The 16,761-nt window shown below is 47.6% G+C and carries 14 protein-coding genes and 1 riboswitch; of the genes, 7 read left to right on the top strand and 7 right to left on the bottom strand.

Features of this window, described 5'->3' with window-relative positions; all coding sequences use genetic code 11:
- Window positions 1-17 precede the first annotated feature (17 nt).
- On the top strand, window positions 18-329 hold the full coding sequence (locus tag ACXADP_RS17330) for a hypothetical protein (RefSeq protein WP_474967473.1): 312 nt from the start codon (window positions 18-20) through the stop codon (window positions 327-329).
- Between the two features lie 44 nt (window positions 330-373).
- On the opposite strand, the gene ACXADP_RS17325 is transcribed toward ACXADP_RS17330, so the two are convergent.
- Entirely contained in the window at window positions 374-2,335 is a 1,962-nt protein-coding gene (locus ACXADP_RS17325) for a hypothetical protein (RefSeq protein ID WP_474967474.1), read from the bottom strand.
- Window positions 2,336-2,365: 30 nt separating this feature from the next.
- A complete protein-coding gene (locus tag ACXADP_RS17320) occupies window positions 2,366-3,625 on the bottom strand; it encodes an ATP-grasp domain-containing protein (protein ID WP_474967475.1) in 1,260 nt (419 codons plus the stop codon).
- Window positions 3,626-3,850: 225 nt separating this feature from the next.
- Here ACXADP_RS17320 and ACXADP_RS17315 point away from each other — a divergent pair, with 225 nt between their 5' ends.
- Both ACXADP_RS17315 and ACXADP_RS17310 read left to right on the top strand, forming a co-directional pair.
- Window positions 3,851-4,285 carry a YkvA family protein gene (locus ACXADP_RS17315; RefSeq protein WP_474967476.1) on the top strand — a complete coding sequence of 145 codons (435 nt, stop codon included), beginning with the start codon at window positions 3,851-3,853 and terminating at the stop codon, window positions 4,283-4,285.
- 71 nt (window positions 4,286-4,356) lie between these two features.
- A complete protein-coding gene (locus tag ACXADP_RS17310; RefSeq protein WP_474972007.1) occupies window positions 4,357-6,558 on the top strand; it encodes a Z1 domain-containing protein in 2,202 nt (733 codons plus the stop codon).
- Window positions 6,559-6,597: 39 nt separating this feature from the next.
- Here the strand turns inward: ACXADP_RS17310 and ACXADP_RS17305 are convergent, their stop codons facing one another.
- Window positions 6,598-6,855 (bottom strand): hypothetical protein, encoded by a 258-nt coding sequence (locus ACXADP_RS17305; protein ID WP_027955811.1) that lies wholly within the window; start codon window positions 6,853-6,855, stop codon window positions 6,598-6,600.
- A gap of 397 nt (window positions 6,856-7,252) precedes the next feature.
- Here ACXADP_RS17305 and ACXADP_RS17300 point away from each other — a divergent pair, with 397 nt between their 5' ends.
- Window positions 7,253-8,020 carry a SurA N-terminal domain-containing protein gene (locus ACXADP_RS17300; protein ID WP_474972328.1) on the top strand — a complete coding sequence of 256 codons (768 nt, stop codon included), beginning with the start codon at window positions 7,253-7,255 and terminating at the stop codon, window positions 8,018-8,020.
- A 38-nt stretch (window positions 8,021-8,058) separates the two neighbouring features.
- Here ACXADP_RS17300 and ACXADP_RS17295 read toward each other — a convergent pair whose 3' ends face one another.
- Window positions 8,059-8,853 (bottom strand): helix-turn-helix domain-containing protein, encoded by a 795-nt coding sequence (locus ACXADP_RS17295; protein WP_474972006.1) that lies wholly within the window; start codon window positions 8,851-8,853, stop codon window positions 8,059-8,061.
- A 224-nt stretch (window positions 8,854-9,077) separates the two neighbouring features.
- Window positions 9,078-9,178, top strand: a riboswitch (purine riboswitch).
- 59 nt (window positions 9,179-9,237) lie between these two features.
- Here ACXADP_RS17295 and ACXADP_RS17290 point away from each other — a divergent pair.
- A complete protein-coding gene (locus ACXADP_RS17290; RefSeq protein ID WP_474967479.1) occupies window positions 9,238-10,530 on the top strand; it encodes an NCS2 family permease in 1,293 nt (430 codons plus the stop codon).
- A 440-nt stretch (window positions 10,531-10,970) separates the two neighbouring features.
- Here the strand turns inward: ACXADP_RS17290 and ACXADP_RS17285 are convergent, their stop codons facing one another.
- Window positions 10,971-11,525 carry a flavodoxin family protein gene (locus ACXADP_RS17285; protein ID WP_474967480.1) on the bottom strand — a complete coding sequence of 185 codons (555 nt, stop codon included), beginning with the start codon at window positions 11,523-11,525 and terminating at the stop codon, window positions 10,971-10,973.
- 112 nt (window positions 11,526-11,637) lie between these two features.
- On the opposite strand from ACXADP_RS17285, the gene ACXADP_RS17280 reads away from it, so the two are divergent.
- Window positions 11,638-12,549 carry a LysR family transcriptional regulator gene (locus ACXADP_RS17280; RefSeq protein ID WP_474972005.1) on the top strand — a complete coding sequence of 304 codons (912 nt, stop codon included), beginning with the start codon at window positions 11,638-11,640 and terminating at the stop codon, window positions 12,547-12,549.
- Here ACXADP_RS17280 and ACXADP_RS17275 read toward each other — a convergent pair.
- Entirely contained in the window at window positions 12,546-14,183 is a 1,638-nt protein-coding gene (locus tag ACXADP_RS17275; RefSeq protein WP_474972004.1) for a DUF2207 domain-containing protein, read from the bottom strand. The two genes, ACXADP_RS17280 and ACXADP_RS17275, sit on opposite strands and share 4 nt — an antisense overlap.
- Before the next feature lie 123 nt (window positions 14,184-14,306).
- Between ACXADP_RS17275 and ACXADP_RS17270 the strand changes: the two genes are divergently transcribed.
- On the top strand, window positions 14,307-15,044 hold the full coding sequence (locus ACXADP_RS17270) for a DUF3784 domain-containing protein (protein ID WP_474972003.1): 738 nt from the start codon (window positions 14,307-14,309) through the stop codon (window positions 15,042-15,044).
- A 589-nt stretch (window positions 15,045-15,633) separates the two neighbouring features.
- Here ACXADP_RS17270 and ACXADP_RS17265 read toward each other — a convergent pair.
- A complete protein-coding gene (locus tag ACXADP_RS17265) occupies window positions 15,634-16,737 on the bottom strand; it encodes an oxidoreductase (protein WP_474972002.1) in 1,104 nt (367 codons plus the stop codon).
- Window positions 16,738-16,761 lie beyond the last annotated feature (24 nt).

The raw sequence follows: 16,761 nt of genomic DNA, 5'->3' as shown, positions 1-16,761 counted from the left end.
GGAACGGAGTGGAGGGAGTGAATAAAAAGAGCAGACGGGCAGAAGCTGTTCATTACTTCAAAACACGCCCCTTGATTCATGTGCTGGAAGCAGCCCGGGTGAAGTATGAAGCCTATGGTAAGGCTTGTGGAACGATGATGACGGAAAAGCTTGCCTACAAAGAATTATTAGCTCTGGCTGATTTCATGGGGATGTCGGAACATGCGCTTGATTTGAAGCGGAAATTTTCCATTGCCCGATTTGAGCGGAGGATCATGGATCGCTGGGGGATAACCTTAGGAGAATTACTTGAAGAATATTTCTCAGGGACGGAGGGGTATAAGGAGTGAAACTTTAAAAACCCGGACTCATATCAAATGAGTCCGGGTTTTTGTTATACCCACGTGTAATCTCTGCCCCAGCTTTCCTGAGCAAGCGTACGTATATTCTGTACGATCGTGTTTTCAACAGCGTAGGCATCTCCCTGTTCATAAGGGTTGTAATGGAAAGCGTACAGCCTTGATGTGAATGCATCAAAGGGAAGCGAGCTTTCCCCTTCCTGTTCTCCACTCCCGTTTACGCTTGGCTCAATATTCTGTCCCCAGTTCTGGGAGCCGTCGTTATTCGGGTTGTAGAAGTAGATACGGTAAATGCCCTGCGGGTCTTTTGCAATCCTTGTAATGGAAACGGCATGCAGACCGAGCAGCTTTCCATGGACATTTGTAATGAATATGCCGACAGGATTCGGATAAATCAATTCATAGTCGTCATTGTAGTCTGGATGATGGGTCGCATAGAAGAGCTTGATAAATCCGTTGTAATCCAGAACATACCCTGTGATGGGATCGAAGACCGAACTGAACCCTTTCTGCACCCAGTTGCCGTAAAAAGCCGGGTTTACCCAGCGGTGGCCGTCTTCTCCGCGGAGGGCAACACGTGTCATCATCTCGCTGTAAATTTTATCTAAGTGCGGGACGAGTACGAGGGATACAGGGTCAAGCTCTTTATGAAGATCGGGGGCGAGCCCGCCTTTTAAGTCTTTGGAATGGATCTGAGCACCTTCAAATGTGAAATCCAAGTCCCCATCTCTGGCTGCTCTCGGAATGATCTCGAGCAGGAATCCAGGGGCATGCTGGGCCCATAAGCTGATTCCTCTCGCAGCCTGACAGGTCGGATTAAATCCTTGCCCGACCCCCATCGGCTGACCGAGGACCTGGATGGTGCCGGCGACGAGAATACTGTTGGCTGTCACACCTTCCCCGGTATTGGTTGTGGAATAGAGTGCATTCCTGACATCCGGCCGGATATCAAGCTCTATGAGCCTGCGCAGTCCCGGGGCTACGGGTGAGTGGGAGAGGACCCCGCGTTCAAGCATCATCGCAAGTCCGTAAATGGCTTGTCTCGTGCCTGGGAAAATGGACGAGCGGATCAACTGGATCACTAACTCCCGGTTTTCTTCAAGGTTGGCACTGCCCTTACTGTTAAGGCTCAGGGCATACGTTAACAGACCAGGATTCTGCTTGCTTAGAAATCTCAGCAGTGTCGCATGATGGGGAGCGACTAAACCGGTGTCCCGCATCGATGTGGCAAGCGCGACACTTTCTGAAATCAAGTCAGCCCTGGGGATCGTCTTCAGCTGGCTGCGGTACGCATGGACATCCTTGAACTGCCCGCTCAGTGGTGAGGGGCCTTCAATGGCAGCTATGAACTGTTTCAATTCTGTTGTATCATTCTTCTCTGTATCCTGGCTGACCATTTCTTTGGCCATCCTGATCATTGATACGATCCGCTTGATCATGATAGGGCGTTGGGCAGTCAGCCGTTTAATCTCATGAATAAGGGTCTGAATGAGGGCGGTCGACGATAAATGAGTGGAAAGAAACGTAAACAGTTTTTCAGCTTTCTCGTCATTTTCATGCTTTTCAATCCGCGCACTTTCGCTGGCATCTGGAAAAAGAAGGTTCAGGTTCAATACCATGACTTCATTGAGGAACTCTTCAGCCATTGTACGGGTCACACTCGAATTAGAAGCCTTTCCTTCGGCTATAGCCAGCATCCGCAGCTCGCTCAGCACTTCGATAATCATAGGCAGCCCTTTGGCTTTCAAGGATCCGCCTACGAGGGGAGGCTGAAGTTTCTCAGCGGATTCCCACGGACCGTCCTGAAAAACGCCGGCCTCTTCAAAACGTGCGGCATGCTGATAAAGGTTTTCAAATCCATCGTCTGCGTCAATCAAACGGTTGGCTTCCTGATAGACATCGGTCTGATATTTTGATTTTACAAAGGAAGGAGCCTGGGCCAGCTGGTCCAGGGCGTAAATGAATCGTTCAGCAAGAGCACCTGTGGTTTGAGGCATGTGACTACTCCTTTCTCTTTTTGAGAGAACTTAAATGTAGAAATTATACGTTTCGTACGTTTCCAGAAGGTCACGCATTTCTTCACTGTCACGTCCGAAGAAAAAGATGGTTCCATAATGGTTCCCAAACCCGACACGTTCCGCAACTTTCCCTTGTGGCGGTGTGAACATATCATGCTTTTCAAAATAGGGATGATCCTCAAGCTCTTCCGGAATCTTTAAATCCTCGACATATTCGATGCCCGGATGAACCATCAGGCACCCCGCATAGTTTTGATAATCATACGGATCAGGGAAGAATTCTTTAAGTTCTTCCTCCGTCGTGCTTGGGTCACTGCATAAGATCTGTGCTTCATACGCACTGAAACCGTACGCCCGCTCAATCAGTTCGAAAATATGGCCGCCCGGTACACGCGCCGCCACTTCACCGAAGTGGAGCGTGCCATCCTGGGTAATGAAATATTCGGGGTGGATCACGCCGTACTCGATTTCAAAGGCATCCACAAGCTGCTGCACAGCCTTTTCGATCAATGGACGTTTTTCTTCCAAAGAAGGAGAGGCAGGAACGAAATTGGAATACCCGAGGCGCACATATTCCGTAATATTCAGGAACTGGACTTTTCCTTTATGAATGAACGCTTCACAGGAGAATTCCTGTCCATCCAGATGACTTTCCATCAAAAGAGGAAAATCTGTATCCTGAATCTGGTTGATGTCTTCTTTTGTATACACCGCCAAGTGACCGACAGATCCCGCTTTGTCCAGAGGTTTCACGTGAATCGGGTCATAGTGGTCGCCTTCAAGCTTCAATAACGCTTCATTCACTCTTTTCAAGAAACGTTCCACATCTTCTTTATCTCTTGCCTCCTCAAACACGCCGACTTTAATACCGGAAATCTGTGCTTTCCGCTTCATCATCCCTTTATCACGGAGCAGAAGGGAACGGTTGAAGACTTTCGGATCCTCTCTGAATCTGGCGTTCAGCGCCCCGGCCCATTCGACACACTCTTCATATAATGGAACAGCCACCTCGGCTCCCATATCCCGGAGCTGCTTATACAATTGATCCGATCCTTCATTCAGTTTATTGAAGTCCCAGCCTACAAAAGGAATATCGTGCTTCTCGGCATACGGTTGAAATTCCGCGGGACCTACGACGATGAACGGGCGGTTCATCCGTGCGGCCGCTTCAATGGCTTGGACACTCCATCCAACCAGTGCAGTATAATAAGGCTTCGTCTTTTCATCCTCTTCGATTGATGTGTTCATTTCCAGTTGATCCAATTCCATTCGATCCCTCTCCTTTGTCATTGAAAATCTAAATTTAGGAAACTTTGACATTCGTAAGTTAAACGTATCAAAGTAGAGGGAAAACTGTAAGCGTTAGATAGAGGTTCGACAAAACTAGTGAAGGTTTTACAAATCTCGTATTTCCTGTCGGAGATTGATCTATTTCCTGGGAAATGATTGAGAGAGGATAAATTGGTGAATGTTAAATAAAAAGGAGGAGAACGCATGTCGGAGTCACGTTCTTGGAGGAATTTACGTCCGAAGCAGATGATTGCACGAAGCCGCGGGTATTTTTCAGAAAGCGAAACGATGAAGAAATTAAAAGGTTACAGCAGCCGTCTGGGGACTCAGCTCGTCTATTACAGCCTGTTGTTATACTATGCCTTTCAAAGTCCGAATACACCGAAGAAGGCAAAGTTGACCATTGCCGGTGCGCTTGGTTACTTGATTCTTCCGGTGGATGCCATCCCTGATGTTCTTCCAGCGGTTGGTTTTACAGATGACAGTGCCGTCATTTTGTATGCGGTCTACCAGGTCCTCTCCCATATCGATGAGGATGTGAAAGAGCAGGCAGGAGAAAAAGTCAGTACAATTTTCGGACGTGATGTGTCGAAGGATGAACTGAAGGATCCCGAAGAAAATGGGGAAGCCGGTGTTTAAGGCATCCCCGCTTTTTTTATGTGGAAGTCTCCTGTATAATAATGTTGTTTTTGCGAAAAGGAGATTTCATAATGACTGAAAGCCTGCAGGACCTCAAAACAGATGGGGCCTTTTTTAAATATTTGAATAAAAAAAATGAATATAAGCAGCAGGTACGCGAGACGATGGTCCGTACCGCCGCCAAGCTTACGTCATCAGCGACTTCCGAACAGCGTCCGGGGATGCTTCTTGGAAAAGTGCAGTCCGGAAAAACCCGGACCTTTATAGGGATTATGGGATTGATGTATGATAACGGGTTTGATGTTGTCATCCTTTTAACGAAAGGAACGAACGCTCTCGTTCGCCAGACGTATGCCCGCCTTCACGAAGAATTTTCAGATGCTGTAGACCAGGATGCGATGAGAGTCTATGACATTATGTCCATGCCTGACAATCTCAGAAAATATGAGTGGAATCAAAAGCTCGCTCTGATTGTGAAGAAAGAGACACATAACTTGGAACGCCTGCGGGGTGCTCTTGAAGAAAAGTATCCACAATTAAAGGAGAAGCGAGTTCTCTTCATTGATGATGAAGCGGATTTTGCCAGTGTCGCTTATGAATATAAGCGGGATCAAAACCTGAAGCAGATGCGCGTGATTGCGACAAAGATCAATGAGCTCCGTAAGAAAATCAAAGACACGGCGTTTCTACAGGTAACCGCCACTCCATATTCGCTGTATCTCCAACCGGAGGACATGACGATCCATAAGGGCAAGGTGTTTGAACCGATCCGTCCGTCCTTTACGGAACTGGTACCCGTTCATAACCGGTATATCGGCGGGGATGTCTACTTTGAAATGAGTGAAAAGGAAGATCATCTGGCTTCCTATCTTTTTCATGAAGTGAACGAAAAAGAACTGGAAGTAATGAAGAAGATGGACGGCCGCCGGGTGAAAATGGATCAGCTTCTGGAGCAGAAGAATATATCCAACATTCGAATGGCCGTTGTGAACTTTATCGTTGGTGCGTCCATCCGGCGCTGTCAGCAGCGGTTGAAGGGAAAACGCGAAGAGAAGTATTCCTTTATCATTCATACAGAGCGTGGGAAGAGTGCCCACGCCTGGCAGGCTGAGCTGATCGAAGGCTTTGAAAAACTGCTTACGGAAGGAGCGGACAAGGAAACTGTCACATTTCAAACGTTGATCCGTGCAGCTTATGACGATTTGGTCCGGTCCGTGAGTAAATTGAAGAAATCGCCGACACCGGATTTCAGTCAGGTTTATGAGGAAGTCCGTCGTTCTTTGAATGAAGAATACGTGGTAAGCAGTGTCGTCAATTCTGAAAAAGATGTACAGGATCTGCTGGATTATAAAGGAGAGTTGAAGCTGCGTGCTCCTATGAATATATTTATCGGAGGACAGATTCTGGACCGTGGGGTGACCATCCATAATCTGATCGGATTTTTCTATGGAAGAAACCCGAAGTCGTTCCAGCAGGACACGGTACTGCAGCATTCCCGGATGTACGGGGCCCGTCCTGCAGCTGATCTAGCAGTTACCCGTTTTTATACGACGGCACGGATATATACCGTGATGAAGAGGATTCATGAGTTTGACTCAGCGCTCAGACAGGCGTTTGAAAGAGGAGGGCATGATCAGGGAGTGGTCTTTATCCAAAGGGATGGTACCGAAGAAATCATCCCCTGCAGTCCGAACAAAATCCTCCTTTCCAATGTGCTCACCATGAAGCCGCACAAACGGATGCTGCCTGTCGGGTTCCAGACTGGTTATAAGACCCATATACAAAAGCAGATTCGGGAGCTGGATGATCGGGTGGCTCAATTGAAAAGGGCCGCCTTAAAAGAACGGGACGGAGCGTATCTCGTTCCTGTCGGAGAAGCGAAACGTCTGCTCAGTCTTGTTCATGAGACGTTGGAAATGGAAGAGGGGCATGACTTTTCCATGGATGAATATGAAGGGGTTCTGGACTATTTGACCGCAGAATCAGGGAAAGAGGCGCTTGTCTGGGTCCTTGCGAGGAAAAACAGGAACATCCAGCGCCTGAAGAAGGATGGCAGTTATGAGAATTCCCCGGATACTCCCGGGCGTGGGGAGGGAGAACTTGCGGAAGCACGCCGTCTCGCCCGTAACTTCCCAGCGCTGATTATGCTGAGACAGGAAGGAAAAAAAGAACAGGGGTGGCGTGGGGCTCCGTTTTGGTGGCCGGTCCTCCTAGTACCGTCAGAAACGGCCCCGACGGTTTATGCGGGCCGCACCGTGAAAGGGAAGCATTAAAAAAGGACCTTTCTTTGAAGGTCCTTTTTTTACTGTCTGCTATTTTTCAATCGGTTCGTCGAATAGATCCGTGAATTTGGCGACGTTCTCGTAACTGAACTCAAACGCCATTCTCACTTCTCCGAATCCAGGCTGATAAAAGTAGCCTTGAACCTCATAACTGCTTGGATTTTCCCTCACCTTCGTAAGGTGGAAGTACCGCTGGATGTATTGAGCCATTTCCTCCAGTTTTTTATTTCGTACTTTGATCCACTGCTCTTTCAGTTCTTGAGTCGGGAAGTCAGATTCCTTTAACATGTGCTCACTCCTCTACGGAAATCAAAAAACTAGAAAACCATTTATAGACATTATACTATAAGAGGACGTCGATAATTTCAACTATTCGAAAAAATCAAACGTGAAAAAGGACCTATTTATGAGAGAGTACTTTTAAGAGATGTGAATCCCTGTTAAACTATGGAAGAACGAATGGCTTCCCCTTGCTGAATGAGGGGTTCTGTGACATATTGTCATCGTTTTTTTACAAACTTTCCACATTTGTTTATCCATCCACACGCTTCTGCCTGTAAAAGCTGCAACCCCGGTTTTCAGATGTGCAAACAAACTGAAATCTGGATAGTCGAGCAGCTGCGTTCTATTTACAGAAGCCGGTTGCGTGTTACAATGGCTTACACAACCAGATGAAAAAGGAGAAATGACATTGAATAAAAAATGGTTATTGGGATTAATGCTGGCTGCCTTTGTTGCTTTACTTGCTGCGTGCGGGGAAGATGAAGGAGCCTCTGATGATAATAAAGAAGAGACTGAGACGACACAGGAAGAGCAGACGGAAGGCGAGCAGCCCGAAGCTCCTGAGCCGGATCTTGAAAACATTCCGGATGTAGTCGCAGAAGTCAATGGAGAAAAGATTACGAAAGAGGATTTCGAAACGACGTATCAAGGCCAATTCCAACAGATGGCTATGCAGTCTCAAATGACAGGTACAGAGCTTGATCAGGATCAGTTGAAGAAAGATGTCGCCAACAACCTTGTCGGCCAGGAACTGCTTGTTCAGGAAGCAGAGAGCCGTGATTACGAGGTATCCGATGAAGAAGTCGATCAAATGCTGACAGACCTTGCCGAGCAGAACCAGATGGAATCCAAGGATAAATTCCTTGAAGAGCTTGCCAACCAGGGAATGAAAGAAGACGAAGTCCTTTCCGAGGTCCGTTCCCAGCTGAAAGTCGATCAGCTTCTTGAAGAAGAAGTCAGTGTAGAAGCTCCGACGGATGATGAAGTAAAAGCAGAGTACGACAAAGCTGTCGAGCAGCAGGAAAGTGCGGAAACAGAACAGGAAATTCCTGCTTATGAAGATGTGAAAGATACAATCAAACAGAACCTTCAAACCCAGAAGCAGTCCGAAGAAACACAAAAGCTTGTAGACAAGCTTCGTGAAGAAGGCGAAGTTACCGTAAACTTATAAGAAAAAAAGCTGTCCGTCAGGGGCAGCTTTTTTGTGTGTTAGATCCATTCTTTCCATTTCCTACGCAGTTTCTTTTCAGATTTTTCCTTTCTTTTCTGACTATGTTTTTCATGATTGATCAACAGGTCGTATGCTGTGAACGCAGCAATGACACGGGCAAGGATATACACTCCGGCTGCTGATATTATGGTAATCACAGGGTAGTACGCAGACAGAGCCCCGTTGGTCACTCCATTTTCTTCAAGAAGCAGGGTGATAAATCCAGTTCCGGCAAGGACTACCCCGAGCATGAGAAAAGAGACGAGTCGAGTTCGGACGGATTCAAAACGGTCCGTGATTTCGGTTTTGAACCCGGGGTCAAAGATCAATTCCCTGCTGCTTATGATTTCATAGTTTTCTGCACCTTTGGTCGTCATGGCTTTAATAAAGAAGATCACCCCTGCAGCAGCGAGGCCTGCAATCATGACTGCAAGAAATTCGGGTGATCCTTTAAAAAGGAAGTAGGGTACTAAACCAAGCAGGAACAGACTGAGGCTTACGGCCAGAGAACGTCCCATGGAGTTTACGTAGGTGAAATGAGCTTCGGCCATTTCACGACTGACGTAATACCCCTGTTCCTCCTCAGGTTCTCGTTCTGACTCTTTTTTTAATAGGTAGTCCATCGACACATTGAAAATGCTGCCAATGGTCAGCAGCTTCTCTGTTTCTGGATATCCCTGACCATTCTCCCATTTACTAACGGCCTGACGGGAGGTCTGCAGCTGCTCAGCGAGTGCTTCCTGCGACAATCCCTTTTCCTTTCTTAATTGAAACAGCTTTTCTCCAAAGTTCATGGAAAGCCCCCTTCATCTTTGTTACATCCAGTATAGAAAACAATGGAAGAATTTTCTATACTGTTAGAGTGGAAGATTGTCAACGAACGGTTGCAAATGGGAAACGAGAGGTTTACATCTGCTCATAACCTTAGAAACTCTGGATTTATAAGAAAAATGAGAATAATAGAACATCATACAAAAGGATTGACCCGTTACTTTTCCGTTGTTATGATTCTCTCTATAATTTAATTGACGAAACACCTTGTATAAGTTCAGGAATACGGCCTGAGCGTCTCTACCAGCTACCGGAAATAGCTCGTCTACAAGGGAAAATAGATGGACCTTTCCCTTAGTATACGCATCGGCAGCTGCCGGTGTTTTTTTGTTTTAGGAGGGAACATCATGAAAAACTTCTTTCAGTTTGAGGAAAGAGGGACAACGATAAAAAAAGAAACGATGGCCGGTGTGACCACGTTTTTGTCTATGGCTTATATTCTGGTTGTGAATCCAATCATCCTCAGTCAGGCGGGGATGGATCAGGGAGCATTGTTCACAGCAACGGCTTTATCTGCTATCTTTGGTTCCCTGCTGATTGGTCTCATGGCGAACTTCCCAGTAGGTATCGCGCCAAGTATGGGATTGAATTCATTTTTCACCTTTTCTGTCGTCATTGGTATGGGAATTGAATGGCAGGTGGCCTTGACCGGGGTATTTATAGCCGGCATTATCTTTATGATTTTAAGTTTGTTTAAGATCCGGGAGAAGATTATCAATGTCATTCCTAAAGATTTGAAGCATGCTATTGCGGGGGGAATCGGTTTTTTCATTGCCTTTGTAGGGTTGAAAAATGCCGGACTGGTCGTCTCCAATGAGGAAACGTTCGTTACCATTGGTAACCTGACATCACCGACGACGGCTCTTGCAGGTTTCGGTTTTATCCTTACGCTAATGATGCTTGTCCGTGGGATCCGCGGTGGGATTTTCTACGGTATCGTGGTAACAAGTATCATCGGTATGATTTTCGGTCTTGTGGATGTGCCGGGTTCTATTGTCGGAGAGGTGCCGAGCATGGCTCCGACATTCGGTGTCGTCTTCCAGCACCTTGGGGATATTTTTCAGCCGGAAGTCATCGCTGTAATTTTCACATTCCTATTCGTAGCCTTCTTTGATACAGCCGGGGCGTTGATTGCGGTAGCCAGCCAGGCCGGAATGATGAAGGATAATAAAATTCCGAATGCCGGTCGTGCTTTACTCGCCGATTCATCTTCCGGTGTTCTTGGAGCCATCTTTGGAACATCGACGACAGCATCTTTCGTAGAGTCATCCGCGGGTGTAGCTGTCGGGGGAAGAACAGGTTTTACCAGTGTCATCATTTCCGCCTGCTTCTTCATCGCTTTGTTCTTTTCACCGCTTCTCGGTGTCGTTACTCCTGAAGTTACAGCGCCGGCGTTGATTATTGTCGGGGCGTTGATGGCCGTAGAAGTCAAAGAAATCGACTGGAGCCGGCTGGAAGTGACAATACCCGCGTTTGTTACGATTATTATGATGCCGCTCACGTATAGTGTTGCCACAGGAATCGCTCTTGGGTTCATTCTTTATCCATTTGCGATGATTGCCCGCAGAGAATGGAAGCAGGTTCACCCGATTATGTATACACTGGGCGGATTGTTTATCATGTATTTCGTCTTCCTATAAAAATGAAAAGTCCTGGAGCATTGGTGCTCCAGGATTCAGGCTTTAGAAAAACTCCGTGTTACCCAGTCGGGGTTGTCCGTAGGTCGTGTTGAGGGGCACGATCCGCTTATCGGTGGATGCTTGCCGCGGGCACGCCCTCAGCTGACTTGGGCAGGAAGATCACCTGTCCAAGTGGATCTTCGGCCCGTGCTGTTCCCGCTGGCGTCACCACCGAACACTCCTCGTGCCAGCGTTCATATAGATAGAGCGGAAATAGTTCTTCCATCTATCAAAGAGAACGTTGAGCACAGTTTTCCAGACTCCATAGAACAGTTATCGTGTCGTTTTCTTGGGAAGGTCATGGTCGTGAACAACCGCTTCTGACAGCTTCTGGGATAGTGGACAGAAACAGGGGCTTCTTTACAATCTAAAACCTGGAGCATTGGTGCTCCAGGTTTTTATTATGCCTTTATCAAGGTATGGAGTTTTTTGTTCATCTCATCTGCTGCGAATAAGGCTTGCTGATCCTTCCATATTTCCCCGGGTTTGTTCGCCTGTCCAAGCACGTAACCTGAAAAAGGCAGGTGTACAAACTGGAAAATATGCTGGAACTGCTGTAGAAGCGGGAGAGCTTTCATATAAGGAGAATCTCCACCCACTGCAAGGACGACAGCCTGCTTTTTGGACATCCGTTCACGGAAATCTCCGTATTCAGGCTCCCGCATTGTCTGGGACCACCGGTCGATAAACAGTTTCATTGCCGCAGACATGGAATACCAGTAAACAGGTGTAGCAAAAATAAGAAGATCATGACTCATCACTTGTTCCATCAGGGATTCGTAGTCATCGTCCACCGGCTGAAACCCGCCTTCGTCATGCCGGCCGTCCATAATGGGTTTAATGGTATAGGCTTCGAGATGAAAAGTGGTTACTTCCAGCCCTTTTACCAACCTTTCCGTAAGTATGTTTGTGTTTCCGCCTTGCCGGCTTCCGCCATTCAGTACAGCAATTTTCATTCTTTTACCTCCTTTTGTTTCTCTTCTTCGTTTAGCTTATACTAAAACCATTAATCATAAAAACGGATGATTTGAATGGTTATCATCGAAAAAAACGATGGGAGAATTAATAATGGATGAAAAGCAGCTTGTCACATTTTTAACGGCAGCAGAAACCTTGAATTTCACGAAAACCGCTTCTATGCTCAATTTTGCCCAATCCAGTGTCACCGCTCAGATTAAATCGCTGGAAGCTCAACTTGGACGCCCATTATTTGAACGTCTCGGAAAGAAGCTGGTGCTGACAGAGGCCGGCCACCAGTTTAAAGGGTATGCTGAGAAGATGGTGAAACTCAGCTCGGATGCTCGTTTGGCACTTAACGGAGAAGACGGGATGAGGGAGAGGCTTACGATCGGTGCCCAGGAAAGTCAGTGTACGTACCGGCTCCCGCCTGTATTGAAGGCTTTCAAAAGCCGTCATCCTCACGTGGAGTTAATCTTTAAGCCTGCCCATTCCGATGCTCACGCCCGCAGGGATCTGATGGATGGACGACTGGATGCGGCCTTTATCATGGATACGTCCAGGCCGGAAGAGTCTTTGACGATAGAGCCTTTGCTGCAGGAGGATATTAAGCTTGTCGCAGGTGCGGATGCCTGGTTGAAGGACAATGAAGCCTTTCAACTGAGTGATATTGAACGGCAGCCTCTGCTTCTTACAGAAGAAGGCTGCTCGTATCGAAGCCTTTTGGAACAAGTATGTGCCGCTTCGGAAATTTCCCCTCTTAATAAGCTGGAATTCGGGAGTATCGAAGCGATTAAGCAGTGTGTCATCGCCGGCCTTGGAATTGCTGCGCTTCCTCAAATGGTCGTTGAACGTGAACTTTCTGAAGGGAGGATCGTTGATTTGGGGTGGAAAAGCCCCCAGCCTCCTTTATTTACGCAGCTGGCGTGGCATAAAGATAAATGGCTTTCTCCGCCATTAAAGGATTTCATCGATATATCCAGAGAATTTCTTCAGGAAGACAGGGAGGAGGGGGGGATTTAAAAACCCCCGGATCCTCCACCGCCGCCTCCGACACCAGCTCCCCCTCCGCTTGTTCCTGATGAGGAGGCAGCGGACACAGCGGTGTGGGTGTCTGCTCTGTCAAAACCGGCGTCCAAAATTGCTGCCAGTATAAGAAATAGAGCAGCCTGATTGGTTGAAGAGGAAGAAGGATGCTCTGCCTGCCACTTCTGTTTTCCAAAGCCGATCTGGTAGAGCAGAGCAGGGATCCCGGCTTCGTCTTCTCCATTTTTCTGCAGGTGCCCAGTCTTGTAGGGTTCTGCTTGTTCGCGGACACGATGCCCTCTTGCGGTTAAAGGTCTGTACACGACCGTGAAAATGATGAAAAAGAGTGAAAAACCAATCATTGCTGACATAGATGGCATCAGTGTGTAGTAGCCAAAGATAAAGATGAGAGCCAAACTGACACACGACATCCCTAACGCTGTCCACCGCTGCCAAGTGTTTTCTTTCCGAAGTTTGAGACTTTGGTATTCCCAGCGTACGATTTCCTTCCATTTCTGAAAGGCCAGCCGGTAACGTTCCTGGTTCTTCTCCTCTTCTGCATAAGCTTCCAGATCGTCGATGTGAAGCAGATTTCCTTCTGCTATATCATCAAACAGCCAGGTGATCAGCTGCTTCTCGTGGTCTTTGTCTGTTTTCCGGCTGACGAGTTCAAATTCTTTTTCGGAATGCTGTCTGATGCTGCCTTTGTCAATCATATGCAGCAGGGATGCTGTAACGGCTGAATGGGTGATCTGCCCATGATTGGTGAAATAAATCAACGCGGGCAGGCTCATTTCCTCTGTCGGAAAAAAGCCGTTTCCGACTCTCTGCCGCTGAGCTTCCTGGCTTACGGCAGAACGATTGACAAATCCTGTTCCTAATAGAAGAATGGCAGCCGCAGCCGTTAGAGTCAGGAGGAAAGGGGCAGCCGTTTTCCAATTGCTGACGGCTTCCTGACGAGCCGCCATCGTTTCATCCAACTCTTGTTTTTGGTTCTGGATGCTGCTCAGTATAGCAGTGTCAGAAGCCTCGGCTTCCGGAAACACGTCTGCCGGGTATGCGACACGGATATTTCCATTCGTTCCACTGTTTACATAGCCCATATCAAATAGGACACGCCCGTCTTCTTGAATGGTCTCGGTTTGATAAGCGGAATCTTCTCCATAGGCTGTGCTTACTTCTGCTTTTTCCGGGGGTGTAACGGTAATGGACATCTGCTCATAATCACTTTCATTGCTCTTATCAAAAAATGCATAGTAGAACTGAGCTGCATCCGTAAAGACCTCGACACCATTCTGAATGGTGTAGGATAAATCAATCGTGATGGTTTCATCTTCACCGTCTCTGAACACTTTGTAGGTATGGTCCTCCTGCTCGATACGAAGTTCCTGTCCTTTTTCCTCTGCCTGGACATTCGTAATCGATGTGCCCTCCTTAGGCAGCAGTGTCCGGGTAATGCCGTTGAAATCCCCTTCAAAGGTGTAGGTATGGACTTCGGTTACATGAACATCCCCGTTTTTCTTAAGGTCTGCGTTAATCTTCGTATCCTCGATGGTTAACTCTACTGCGGATGCTTGAAGCGGAATGAAAAAAACAACCAGAGCAAGTATCCATCCCATCAGCTTTTTCATCATTCGTCACCTGCTTTCTCTTATGGTTACGGACAAGAAAAGGGAAGGGTTTCAAAAAATGGATGGGAACGTTCGGAGCAGCGGCTTCGTATAAAAGAAAAGAGATAAGAAGGAGGTTTACCGATGGATACAGGGACAATAGTTTTCAGCATAGCCGTGGGGGCTGCGCTCATCATTACGGGAGGCCTGACTTTCCTTGTAGTGAAGCGGAAAGAGTACGGTCTTATATCTGGGTTTTCCAGTCGTCCGGAGGAGGAAAAGCGTATCCTGATGGAAAATGGGTATGTGAAAGCGGTCGAACGGCTGCTACTCCTTATATTCCTTCTGTTTGCAGGTGTCTTTATAATGGGATTGCTTCCGGTTCCATATGGTTTGGAGATCAGTCTGGCTGTCTTCCTCCTCGTTGTGCTGGGAGGCGCGGTCCGCGTGCAGATGTATGAAGTCCCTGAAAAAAGAAAAAAGAGTCTTTGGATCACATCGATCCTGGGCATTCTGGTCATTTCAGGCATCGGTGTTTTAACGTATTTCAGCGTGATGGAAAACGAAGTCACAGTGACGGATACACACCTGGAGATTTCCGGGATGTACGGGTTGGAATGGGAGCTTGAGGATATTGATGAGGTTGCGATTGAAGAAGAACTTCCAGAAGTTATCTTAAAGTCCAATGGTTTTGCGGCAGCCGGACAATTGAAGGGGCAGTTCCGCCTGGAGGAACCTTATGGACCTGCACGTCTTTTCATCCATGACCAAAGCGAAGGACCGTTTCTCCATGTTCAAAAAGGGGAAGAGGAGCTTTGGTTAAGCCGTGAAACGCGAGAAGAGATTGAACTCCTTGATGAGCAGCTGAATAAAGGGAAGTAAAAAGGCAGCGGGAAATCGGCTGCCTTTTGGCTGTAGAAAAAGCCTGTGTTAACCAGTTAGAGTTGTCCATTTGTCGTGGGAAGGATCACATTCCGCTTACCGGTGGATGCTTGCTGCGGGCACGGCCTCAGCTAACTTGGTCAAGAAAACCATTTGACCAAGTGGATCTTCGGCCCGTGCTGTTCCCGCAGGCATCACCACCGAACGCTCCTCGTGCGGACGTTAGAATATAGGAGAGAAATTGTGCCCTACGCAGGTTCGCACATGCAAAAGAACGGCATGGGCTGCGCTATTCCCGCTTGCGTGGAAAAGAAAATGGGAAGGAACAGGCGCTGATGACGGCTTTCTGCCGGGATATGAAAAAGATTGTCCTCCATCCAGCAAGGGTGAGCTGGGTCAAGGAGAGTCTTTTTCGATGTTAAAGAAGTTCCAAGGAGCGGTGCTCCTTCCACTCCTGCTAAAAGCTCGGGCGCTCGTCCGCGGAAAGGGAAGGGACTTAAGCTTCTGGCGGTAAGAAAGAAAAAAGCTTGTAAAGAAACAGAGGTTTCTCTACAAGCTGAAGGCAGCGGGAAATCCGCTGCCTTTCTTGTTATTCTTTCGTGTATATCTCATGTTTCAATTCTACTTCTTTCACTTCTGCCTGAGGCAGGAGGATTTTCTCGAAATCAAAGGCATTCAACTCTTTGCTGTCTTTCACTTTGTTCGGAAGATCCGGATTTGCAAGAGCACCGGTCCCAATGGAAACGAGATGGGCTTGCCCGGAAGTCAGAAGGGCTTCGGCTTTTTCCGGGTCCTGGAGCTGACCATTGGCGATCACTGTAATTTTGCTGAACGCTTTTGCTGCTTCTGCCAGTGTTCTTGTTCCCTCACCGAAGGAAGCGGCAGCAGCATCACCGTCTGTGACGTGGATATAGTCGAGACCGGTTTTACCGAGAACTCCGAAGATTTCTTCCGCTTCTTTTTCACCACCGGCCCATTTATGGGCTTGATCGGATACTTTCCCTTGCGAAATCCGGATACCGACGATAAAGTCTTCTCCTACGGCTGCAAGGACTTCATCTACCACTTCAAGGACGTAACGCAGCCGGTTTTCTACAGAACCCCCATAAGCGTCTTCTCTGTGGTTTAAGTAATCGGTCAGGAACTGATCCAGCAGATAGCCGTTGGCACCGTGGATTTCCACGCCGTCAAAACCAGCAGCTTTTGCGCGCTTGGCACTGTCGACAAAACTCATTTTCGTCTCCGTCAGGTCTGGTTCATCCATCGCTCTAGGCGTCTGGAACGGACCTGATCCCCCGTAGAAGCCAAGCTGTTCGCCTTTAGGGGCGATGGCAGATGGAGCGATGGTTTCATCTGTATAAGCATTCCCCTGACTTTGGCCTCCCGCGTGCATCAGCTGGGCAATCATGATGGAGCCTTCATCGTGAACCGCTTCTATCACGGGTTTCCATGCATCCGCCTGAATATCTGTCGCAAGGCCTGGTTGATTGTTGTAGCCCTGGCTGAAGCTCTGATCTGTGTAGATGCCTTCGCTGATAATGGCTGCAAAGCCGCCTTTAGCAAAACGGCGGTAATATTCTTTCATTGTATCGTTGGCACGGCCATCAGCCTCTGCGCTGATCCTGGTCATTGGTGCCACAACATAACGGTTTTGGAGTGTTCTGCTGTCTAAATGGAATGAATCAAAAAGCATGTCTTCTGCCACCTTTCCTTATCG

It is taken from the genome of Halobacillus sp. AWH4_228, assembly GCF_056158365.1.
Note: the sequence above shows the minus strand (reverse complement) of the source record. Positions and strands in the feature narration are given on the sequence as shown.

Excerpts from the sequence above, each read along its gene's own strand:
- ACXADP_RS17265 (WP_474972002.1), bottom strand. The coding sequence starts at position 16,737 with ATGCTTTTTGATTCATTCCATTTAGACAGCAGAACACTCCAAAACCGT.
- ACXADP_RS17315 (WP_474967476.1), top strand. The coding sequence starts at position 3,851 with ATGTCGGAGTCACGTTCTTGGAGGAATTTACGTCCGAAGCAGATGATT.
- ACXADP_RS17275 (WP_474972004.1), bottom strand. The coding sequence starts at position 14,183 with ATGAAAAAGCTGATGGGATGGATACTTGCTCTGGTTGTTTTTTTCATT.
- ACXADP_RS17295 (WP_474972006.1), bottom strand. The coding sequence starts at position 8,853 with ATGAACTTTGGAGAAAAGCTGTTTCAATTAAGAAAGGAAAAGGGATTG.
- ACXADP_RS17310 (WP_474972007.1), top strand. The coding sequence starts at position 4,357 with ATGACTGAAAGCCTGCAGGACCTCAAAACAGATGGGGCCTTTTTTAAA.
- ACXADP_RS17280 (WP_474972005.1), top strand. The coding sequence starts at position 11,638 with ATGGATGAAAAGCAGCTTGTCACATTTTTAACGGCAGCAGAAACCTTG.
- ACXADP_RS17285 (WP_474967480.1), bottom strand. The coding sequence starts at position 11,525 with ATGAAAATTGCTGTACTGAATGGCGGAAGCCGGCAAGGCGGAAACACA.
- ACXADP_RS17290 (WP_474967479.1), top strand. The coding sequence starts at position 9,238 with ATGAAAAACTTCTTTCAGTTTGAGGAAAGAGGGACAACGATAAAAAAA.
- ACXADP_RS17320 (WP_474967475.1), bottom strand. The coding sequence starts at position 3,625 with ATGGAATTGGATCAACTGGAAATGAACACATCAATCGAAGAGGATGAA.
- ACXADP_RS17270 (WP_474972003.1), top strand. The coding sequence starts at position 14,307 with ATGGATACAGGGACAATAGTTTTCAGCATAGCCGTGGGGGCTGCGCTC.
- ACXADP_RS17325 (WP_474967474.1), bottom strand. The coding sequence starts at position 2,335 with ATGCCTCAAACCACAGGTGCTCTTGCTGAACGATTCATTTACGCCCTG.
- ACXADP_RS17305 (WP_027955811.1), bottom strand. The coding sequence starts at position 6,855 with ATGTTAAAGGAATCTGACTTCCCGACTCAAGAACTGAAAGAGCAGTGG.
- ACXADP_RS17300 (WP_474972328.1), top strand. The coding sequence starts at position 7,253 with ATGACATTGAATAAAAAATGGTTATTGGGATTAATGCTGGCTGCCTTT.